Raw genomic sequence first — 10,145 nt, forward strand, 5'->3', positions numbered from 1 at the left:
ATATCGATTCCTTATCCATTGTAACATGCTTGTCAATTCCCTCTTCAAATTGAATATACCAATTCGTTAAAAATAAATAAAAAAGCGAATAAATACGCTTTCATTTCTTGTTTTTTGTGCTATAATCAGCCTATATGATATATCATTTAAAACAAAGGAGCTACTTTCATGAATATTCAAGCGATTGATACGCGACACGGAACTGCCAACCAACATAGTTTTTCAAATGGAAATTGTCTACCCTATACTGGCGTGCCATTTGGGATGAACTTTTACGCCCCGCAAACAACTGACCAAAAAGGCAGCTGGTGGTTTCATCCAGAAGATCGAACATTTCAAGGCTATCGAGTAACGCATCAACCAAGTCCTTGGATGGGTGATTTTAGCCATTTATTAATGACCCCTGTCAGTGGTTCATTGTCGGAACTTTCTTTATTCCATGCCCAAAGTTCTTATCGTCCAGAAGAAAGCCTTTTTTCTCCTGTCGAAATTAACTTAACTCAATTACGCTATCAAATAACTTCTCAATTAATCCCAAGCATGTATGGTGGTATCTTAACCATTGATTATCAACAAAAAGATAATCACTTACTACTAACTCTGCCTGGACGTTATCAAGTAAAACAATTAAATGACCATCAAGTGGCTGTAAAAGTCATCAACTATTCTGGTTGTGAAGATCCAGATTTTAGTTTTTATTTCGTGCTTCATTTTGAACAGCCTTTAACCAAATGGTTTGCCCCTTCTTCAGGTGAAGATGGCAAAATCCTTCTTTCTTTTGGAAATATTGCTCAACAAGTTGTTCATTTTAGTAGTTCATTTATTTCTGAAAAACAAGCGCAGTTAAATTTAGCGCGAGAAATCTCTTTGCGTTCTACTGAGATGCTACAACAAGGAATCGCAGATTGGCATAATTATTTCGATCGCCTTAAAGTAACGCATGAAAATCCTGAACATACTAAAACGTTTTATCATACACTGTATCGAACATTTCTATTTCCGCAAACCTTTTATGAATTGGACGAAAATCAGCAGCCGATTCATTATGATACGTTCTCGCAAACGGTTCGTCCTGGTGTACTATATACCAATAATGGCTTTTGGGATACTTATAAAACGGTCTACCCATTGTTCTCACTAATTGCTCAAGAAAAATACGAAGAGATGCTAGAAGGCTTTTTAAATAGTTACAACGAAACAGGTTTCTTGCCAAAATGGTTATCTCCAGATGAGCGTGGTTTAATGCCCGGCACCTTGATTGACGCTGTCATTGCTGATGCCGCCGTGAAAAAGATTTGTCCTGACTTGATGCCTCAGTTCCTAGAAGCGATGAAAAAAGGCGCTACACAACAAAGCGAACGAGAAAATTATGGACGTCAAGGAACTCTGGATTATCTAAAATATGGCTATGTTCCTTCAACCTATCATGAATCTGTCAATCATACCTTAGACTATGCGTACAGTGATTTCTGTATTTCGCAAGTTGCAAAAACATTGAATGATTCAGAGACCGCAACGTTTTATCGTCAACAAGCCTTGAATTATCAACAACTTTTTAATCCTGAAACTGGCTTTATGCAAGCCAAGGATACTGAAGGCAATTTCCGTCCTGACTTTTTAGATATTCGTTGGGGCAAAGATTACGCCGAAGGAAGTGCTTGGCAATCAAGTTTTGCGGTTTATCAAGATTTTGCAGGTTTGATTAAGCTATATGGTAGCGAGTTAGCTTTCGAAAAAAAATTAATTCAGCTATGCAATCAAGCGCCTAACTTTAACGTTGAAGGCTATGGTTTTGAAATTCATGAAATGAGTGAAATGGCGGCAATTGATTTTGGTCAATTAGCCATCTCAAATCAACCAAGTTTCCATTATCCGTTTCTATTCAGCTACATCGGCAAACCAGAGATGGCTCAACCACTTTTAAAACAACTAATGCAAACATTTGATGCTTCACCAACTGGCTATCCAGGTGATGAAGACAATGGTAGCATGTCTGCTTGGTATATTTTTAATAGCTTAGGCTTTTATCCCGTCACACCAGGAACTGGTGAATATGTAATCGGGATGCCTTTAGTCCAGACGGCGGAAGTAAAACTATCAAATGGTAAACAGTTAACCATTCAGACATCACCAAACAAAGTCCAACAACAATTTATTCATGAAATTCAGTTAAACCAAGAAAAACATACTGCGCCTTATTTTACTCATCAAGAACTATTAAATGGCGGGACTTTAGATTATCAATTAGGGATCGTCCCGAATCCACAAAACACAGCAGAACGACCGTTTTCATTAAGTACGGAAAAATAATAAAAAGAAAGATGTTCATAAAAATTGAACATCTTTCTTTTTATTCTTCGACACCTGCGTAATTTGATTGGTATTGCTCTCGAAATTCTTTTGGCGTAATTCCATTTAATTTTTTAAACATTTTTGAAAAATAGTTGGTATTGTTAAATCCTACTTTTTCTGAAATTTCGTTGATTGTATCATCCGTGTACAATAATAATTTCTGGGCATGCTTGGTACGCACTTGATTCAAATATTGAGAAAAACTCCGCTTGGTTTCTTTTTTAAAAATTTGGCCTAAATAACTAGGGTTCAAATGAAGCTCATCCGCCACCGTTTTTAAGTTTAATTCTTCTAAATAGCCTTGTTCAATTCTTTCTACAGCTTGGCTAACACTTTCTGAATATTTTTTTATTTTAGGTTTATTTTTCACTTCTGCCAAGACTTGCTGCATTAACGCATACAGTGTATTAAGATTGTTGCTGGCTCGAATTTCTTCCACGATTTTTTCATAGTTTTCTTCTAACACAGTTGGATACTGACGGGAAATATCTGAAAAAAGTAAGAAGACTACATAGCGTACATATTCTGGCGTAGCGTGTTGTTGACTTAACTGATTGAAAATAGCATCTAATTCCCGTTGAATGGTCTGCATATCCCCAATCATCAAGGCTTGGTTAAACGCTAGGAAAGTAAAATCTTCTGCCGAACGATTCATTTGTTCTTTTTGATTATTTGGCAGAAATTCTTGATAAAACGTTTCAATTGCTTGCAACTGTTTTACTTTCTCATAACTTTCATAAACCGTTTCCCATTCATTGACAGATTCCCCTACAAAAATCTGACCTTGACCAGCTAGAATCGCTTCAATTTCACGAATAAATAAGAACGCTTCTTGTCTGGCCCCTTTATAGATAAGTAACAATTGGTGGTACGTACTCATCCAACTTTCAATGAATAACAGTTGGCCTTTTTTCATAAATAGTTCCTTGATTGTTTCTAAAAATGACATCTCAGCTTCAACCAATAAAACGGTAAAATCACCTGGTTTTATAGTCGCAAATTGCTGCATTAACTCTTCGTATTCCCCTTCGCTGATTTCATCATTAAGCCAACGCATCAAGCCATTTTCTAGATATAGACGCACGCGGGCATGGGATTTTTTTTGTTGGTCCAATTCTATTTTAATTCTCTGGATATTGGCTAATAGTTCTTGTTTATTGACTGGTTTCAAAAGATAATCTTGGACCTGCAAAGCCATGCCTTTTTTGACGTAATCAAACTCTTGATAACCTGATAAAATTAAACTAATAAATTGATGTCCTTTTTTCTTTGCTTGCTCAATTAATTCGATCCCGCTCATTTCTGGCATCGTAATATCTGTTAATAAAACATCAATGGATTCTGTTTCTAAAAAAGCCAATGCTTCTTGCGCACTACGCGCTGTTTTAACAATTTCAAAGCCTAACTCTTGCCAAGGAATAATCCATTTTAAGCCTTCTAAAATCATATATTCATCATCAACAAACATCACTCGATACATCTTTTCACCCCTTATGCTACAAACGAAAGACGAATTGTCGTCCCTTCTCCTTCTTTCCCTTCAATGGTTAAACCATAACTCTCCCCAAAAAAGCGTTGTAAACGTTCATGAACATTTCTTAACCCAATGGATTGTTCCGTGTCTATTTCTGTTTGATTTAAACGTTCGCGAATTTCCTCTAACCGATTGGCGGTGATTCCTTTTCCATTATCCACAACAGCCACAATAATTTTTTCGCCTTCTCGGTAGGCGTGGACCTTAATAGCATTGTCTTGTCGTTGATAGTCAATTCCATGCACAAAATAATTTTCGACAAGCGGCTGAATGATAAACTTAGGAATTTCAACATCAGCAATTGTTTCTTCTATTTCGAACTTATAGGCAAATTGGTCGGGATAACGCATTTGATACAAATACACATACTTTTCGCAAAATGAGATTTCCTCTGCCAAGGTCGTGGTTTTTTCTTGGTTAATATTATTCCTAAGTAGCGTTGAAAAAGCATAGACAACATCAGCTAGTTCTTCTTGTTGCCGACTCAAAGCATACATGCGAATATATTCCAACGTATTATAAAGAAAATGAGGATTAATTTGCGACTGTAACGCTCTCATGTGGGCATCACGTTGCTTAATTTCTAAAGTATAAATATCGTGAATGTATTGATCTAAACTGTCTACCATAAAATTAATCGCGGAAGCAATATCATTCAACTCTTCCTGAACTTGATTCGTGTCAATTCGTTCTTTTAAATTGCCATCGCCAATGGCTCGTGTCGCTTCTAAAATTAATTGGACTTGTTGAGAATAGCGTTTAAACAGGCGGTTTAAGCCCACTAATAAAATAACAATCAAAAGTAACCCAATCCCTAAAATGGCTGCATAATTCATAAACAATTGTTGAAATAAGACTCGGCGGCTTGTTAATAAGAGAATGGTACTCCGGCCACTGCTTTCTATTTCCGTAATATCGTAGCGATTATGAAAAACCTGTTGAATGTCACTATCGGTGTGCATTCTTTTATCTAGTTGCCGCTCTTCTTCTTTGGTAAATTGTGCTTTTTCAGAAAAAATTTGATTTCCAGCACTATCATAGATAAACGCATTAATACCTGATTTTTTCAATAAGTCTGCTTGGTTGCCTAGCAACTCTTGACTTGAAAACACAGTGTACAACTCTCCCAGCGGTTGTCCTGTATAAGGATCGGAGATAATTCGCATTAGTTGAAAGCCATGTTTTTTAATTGATGACATATCCATTTTTTTCCCATTTGTAGCTGTGCGATTGGCGAACAAAACCTGATCAAATTCATCTAAGCGAATAATCACTTCTTCTAAGTCAGGAAAGGTGCTAAATAATGTACTTAAATTATTTCCAAAGTGGGTACTGACCCGATCTTCCGACCATTGGCTGTAAGTATAGTCAAAATACTCAGGAGGAGAAAGTTCCATATATTTTCGCATGTTTTCAATTTTACTTGCAGAGCCAGCTAATTCATTAATCATATTCGTCGCCGCATTATTTTTATTCGTTACATAGCTGTCAATTTGGGAAACGGCGTTATTTTTTTGTGAATCAATTGATAAGTTAATTGTATAAGTAACATAAACGCACAAAGCAGCCACCGTTAACAAAATAATACTTGTTAACAGTAGACTGTATTTTTGTACTAATCGATTTAATAAATATTTTTTTTTAAACAGTTTTTTGAAGATTCGCTTCATTTTGTTCCAACTTTCCATCAATAAACTGGCGATTTTTACGCGTGACATAGGCACACCACATCATAATTAAGGCAAACGAAGCAAATAGTAGCAGTCCTTTCATTTTCCAAGTTAAAGCAACGATACTAATTACACCGAATAAGACTTTAAAAAATACACCGAGGTTTAAAAAGATACTGATAAATGAAAGCTTCATTAAATCAATAGTTGAGATAAAATAGCTTCCTTCATATAGTAGCATATAAATGTAAAAAATAACGAGTATTAGGGAAACAAAAAATAAAATAAATGTAATAATTAACCACATTATTCCGGTAAATTGAACGGCTAAATAAATATTATAAAAAACAAATCCTAAAGTGAAGAGAAAAAGTAGAAAATAACAGTTACTTCTTTTAAAATGTGCTTTCCATGATTCAAATGCTCGTTTAACGGTGATTGCTTGATAATTCATGCCCTCTTCCAAAATGAAATCAGTCATCATTTGGAGTGCTGGACCAACACCAAAAATAATCCCTCCAGCTAAACTAAATAAAACAAACAGTAAATTTAGTTTGATTACTGTCCAGGAAAGGTAAAACAACCGTTGAATCCCTGTACTTTCCATCTTCCTCTTCCTTTCTATTATGTAAAAGGCTGAGCCAAAAGCGCTCAGCTAATGCCTCAGCCTCCTGTGATTATTTTTGAGATTGGATATATTCGTCTAATTGTGTTTGCATTTCTTTTTGAACTTTATCCCAGCCAGCTGTTTTTAGGTCATCCATTAATTTTGGAAGTGTTTCTTCTGGATCAACAGTTCCTGTATTTAAGCTTGCTGCGTAGCGGTTCATAACTGTAGCAACGTTAGTGATTTCAGTTTTCACTTTATCATTTACAAAAGTAAAACCAAGAATTGGTGAATCTTTTGCTTCTTCGATGCTCTTATCACGTTCTTTAACCATTTCTTCAGTGACAGATTCTTCTGGCCAAATGATTAAGTTGTTTCCTGTGTTCCAAGCACTCAAATGAGTTGTTGGTGTGTAATCTTTCAATAATTTCACGCGATCATCGCCAACTTTTTCATATTGTTTGCCTTCTTCACCATAAACAAGTCCGTTTAACAATTCTGGATTGCTGTTTAATAAACCTAACAATTCAACAGATTTTTCTTTGTTTTTAGACGTGTTTGCAACAACATAGTTAGCCATTTGCGCTTGTGATGTTGTTTTTAATGGTTCTGTTAGTGGACGAGAAACAAGTGGTTTGCCAGCAGCTTGTGTTAAGATTGTATCACCATAATCCATAGGCCCTTGTGTTTCTTGACGCATAAACCAAGTATTGGTATTTAAGTCATATGGTGTTGTACTTGTAGCAGCATCTGTTGGAATCAAGCCATCTTTATACCATTGATGTAAGACTTTTAAGTTATTAATCATGTCTTTGTCGGCATATTGGTTAATAATTTTTGGTGAGCCAGTATCAGTTGTTTTCACTGCAAATGGATATTGGTTACCAATAGGGAAGTCATAATTACCTGTTGCAAAGAATGTTTGGCCGATAGCAAAAGCAGCAATATTTGGTTCTTTTTTATGGAATTCTTTTAGAACTTCGGTTGCACTTTCATAACTACCATCAACTTTACTAATATCTAAATTGTATTTATCGACATATTCTTTATTAAAAGTTAAAACTTGTTGACCGTAAGAGTTACCTAAAATTGGGAACGCATACAGTTTTCCATTGATCGTATTTCCTTTAATATAGTTATCTGGTAATTGATCATAGGCTTCTTTCGCATATTTAGGTGCTAAATCAGTTAAATCAGCATAGGCGCCTTTTTGTGCATTCGTTGCATAATTTTGTGCTAATGAAATATCATAGCTTTCACCAGAAGCAACGATTGTTGACATTTTTTGGTCCCAATCGCCCCAACCAACAAATTCCATTTTTAATTTTGCCCCAATTTTTTTCTCGATAATTTTATTCGCATTATCGATTAATTGGTCATAATTATCTGGTTTGTCCCCAACACGATACATTAATAACGTTGGTGTACTATCATCACCTTTTGACGCTGCATCTTTTGAAGATTTACCGCACGCGCTTAATCCTACAGCTAAAGCTGCTGCGCCAGCTACGGCTAATCCTTTTTGCCATTTTTTCATTCCTTATTTCCTCCTGTACAATTTTATTCTTTCACGCCGCCGATTGTTAAACCACCCACGAAATATTTTTGGAAAAATGGGTAAGTTAACGCAATTGGTAACGTAGATAAGACAACAATCGCCATTCGAGCCGATTCACTTGGTAGAACGCCTAACCCTTCTTGTGCTGCTGCACCCATATCCGTACTTCTTGATAAGAACTCTAAGTTGTTTTGAATTTTCATCAATAAATACTGTAATGGTACCAAGGTATCTTTTTGAATGTAAAGTAACGCATTGAACCAATCGTTCCAATAACCCAAAGCCGCAAACAAACTAATTGTGGCAATCCCTGGAACGGCTAGTGGTAACACAATGCTGACAAAAATGCGCATTTCACTTGCGCCATCAATACGTGCTGATTCAATAATACTGTCAGGCACGGTTTTCTTGAAAAACGTTCGCATCACTAAAATATTAAATGGTCCTAAAGCTAAAGGCAAAATTAACGCCCAAATTGTATCTTTCAATTGCAATAAGTTTGTCATTACTAAATAGTTCGCAACCATCCCTGGTGAAAATAACATTGTAATTAAAGCAAACAATGTAAAGAATTTTTTAAATGGAAAGTTGGAACGAGAAATGACATAGGCATATAATGACGTCATTGTTGCATTGACAATCGTCCCTGTCACCGTAATGAAGACCGTTACCCCTAAGGCATGAATAATGCGTTGACTCATTGCCCCTTGGAAAATGTAACGATAGGCCTCCAATGAAAATTCTTTTGGCCAAAACCGGTAGCCGTTTGCTGCTAATGATCCTTCACTTGTCAATGAAATCATAATAACAAAGAAAAACGGAACCACACAGGAAATAGCAAAAATCGCAATGACAATATTGAAAATCAAATTCGCTGTCGGGTTGAAGGATCGAACGTTAACGCTAGTGACTTTTTTCTTTTTCATAATCCTTCCTCCTAAAATAGTGCTGAATCTGGTTCAATTCGACGAACAACTAAATTCGCAATTAATAACAAACATGCCCCAACGACAGATTGATATAACGCTGCAGCTGCCGTCATGCCTACATCACCAGTAGCCGTTAAGCCATTGTAAATATAGGTATCTAACACACTTGTCACGTTGTAAAGCGCACCTGAATTTCTTGGTACGATGTAGAACAAACCAAAGTCTGCTCTGAAGATACCGCCGATGTTTAAAATTAATAAAACAGACATCATTGGTAAAATTTGTGGAATCGTAACATTTTTTATTTGTTGCCATTTGTTGGCACCATCTACCATCGCTGCTTCATAGTATGTCGGATCAATCCCCATCACAGAAGCATAGTAGATAATACTGTTGTAGCCTAGACTCTTCCAAACATTTAGGAAGACAAAAATTACTGGCCACCAACGTGGATCTGCATACCAGTTAATCATTGTGCCGCCATTACCAGTAATCCATTGATTCAAAATCCCTTTGTCTGGACTTAAAAAGGCATAAACAAAATAGTTAATAACCATCCAAGATAAGAAATATGGTAGCAATGACATCGTGTGATAAACTTTAACTAAGCGACGATTTCTTAATTCACTCATAATAATAGCAAAAGCAATCGCGAAGAATAAGTTAAAGGCTAAAAAGACGACATTGTACAAAATGGTGTTTCTAGTAATTAACCAAGCATCTTTTGACGCAAATAAAAATTTAAAGTTTTCAAAACCAACCCAAGGACTTTCTCTTAGACTAGCTAAGAAACCATCTGGTGAAATATGAAAATCTTTAAATGCGACCACATTGGCTAAGACTGGTATATAGAAGAAAAATATAAACCAGATAAATCCTGGTAACGCCATAAGGATTAAGGCCTTATAACGCCATACATTTTGAAAAAACCCGTTTTTCTTCTTCATTCGTTTCGCTCCTTTCATAAATATAATAGCGTTTTCATAATATCTTTTTAAGGAACAAATTATAGGATTTGAGAAACAAATTATAGATTTTGTGTCATTTTAAGGTAAAAATTTACCGAAATGACTGTTCTTTGTGAAAACGTTTATCTGATATTTTTTTTACAACTGTTTAAGAACCTTAAAAACAATTGGCTAAACCTCACTCATAAAGCGATTTTGCTAGCGTGTATTTGTTTTATAAAATCTGAGAACTTGATAGTTTCACAAAGGATATCCTCTAATTATTTTTGAGGAGGACTATTTTTGAATTTTATCCGTAAAAAACACTAGAGCAATTCGTTTAATTGTAGTTTATTTTTTTGCAGTTTTAATGCAAGCTGGTTCTTTATTATTATTAGCTATTTCACTACTATTGTTCTATTTGCCTTTATGCACACACAATATGTTGGATTTCTTGTTATAAATCAAAAAGAGTTGACGACATAGGTCATTTTGACTTATGTCGTCAACTCTTAAATTTTCAGCTAATTAGTCGTTCTAAAACAATC

General features: G+C 35.5%; 7 protein-coding genes. 1 reads left to right on the forward strand and 6 read right to left on the reverse strand.

Features of this window, described 5'->3' with window-relative positions:
• The first annotated feature begins 168 nt into the window (after positions 1-168).
• Positions 169-2,310 carry a GH92 family glycosyl hydrolase gene (locus IGJ46_RS08745; RefSeq protein ID WP_002370387.1) on the forward strand — a complete coding sequence of 714 codons (2,142 nt, stop codon included), beginning with the start codon at positions 169-171 and terminating at the stop codon, positions 2,308-2,310.
• 40 nt (positions 2,311-2,350) lie between these two features.
• Here IGJ46_RS08745 and IGJ46_RS08750 read toward each other — a convergent pair whose 3' ends face one another.
• The 6 genes from IGJ46_RS08750 to IGJ46_RS08775 form a co-directional block, all read right to left on the reverse strand.
• Complete coding sequence (locus IGJ46_RS08750) at positions 2,351-3,832, reverse strand: response regulator transcription factor (protein ID WP_002387242.1); 1,482 nt, start codon at positions 3,830-3,832, stop codon at positions 2,351-2,353.
• 11 nt (positions 3,833-3,843) lie between these two features.
• Positions 3,844-5,574 (reverse strand): sensor histidine kinase, encoded by a 1,731-nt coding sequence (locus IGJ46_RS08755; protein ID WP_002387241.1) that lies wholly within the window; start codon positions 5,572-5,574, stop codon positions 3,844-3,846.
• The gene (locus IGJ46_RS08760) at positions 5,528-6,163 is read right to left on the reverse strand and encodes a YesL family protein (RefSeq protein WP_002362905.1); all 636 of its coding nucleotides are present in this window, start codon (positions 6,161-6,163) and stop codon (positions 5,528-5,530) included. Before IGJ46_RS08760 ends, IGJ46_RS08755 begins: the two co-directional genes overlap by 47 nt.
• 70 nt (positions 6,164-6,233) lie before the next feature.
• Positions 6,234-7,700, reverse strand: a complete 1,467-nt coding sequence (locus tag IGJ46_RS08765; protein WP_002362904.1) for an ABC transporter substrate-binding protein — start codon at positions 7,698-7,700, stop codon at positions 6,234-6,236.
• Between the two features lie 23 nt (positions 7,701-7,723).
• Positions 7,724-8,647 carry a carbohydrate ABC transporter permease gene (locus IGJ46_RS08770; RefSeq protein ID WP_002359877.1) on the reverse strand — a complete coding sequence of 308 codons (924 nt, stop codon included), beginning with the start codon at positions 8,645-8,647 and terminating at the stop codon, positions 7,724-7,726.
• An 11-nt stretch (positions 8,648-8,658) separates the two neighbouring features.
• Positions 8,659-9,615: an ABC transporter permease gene (locus IGJ46_RS08775; RefSeq protein ID WP_002356852.1), complete on the reverse strand. Its 957-nt coding sequence runs from the start codon at positions 9,613-9,615 to the stop codon at positions 8,659-8,661.
• Positions 9,616-10,145 lie beyond the last annotated feature (530 nt).

The sequence above is a fragment of the Enterococcus sp. AZ120 genome (assembly GCF_050546165.1).
Classification (GTDB): domain Bacteria; phylum Bacillota; class Bacilli; order Lactobacillales; family Enterococcaceae; genus Enterococcus; species Enterococcus faecalis.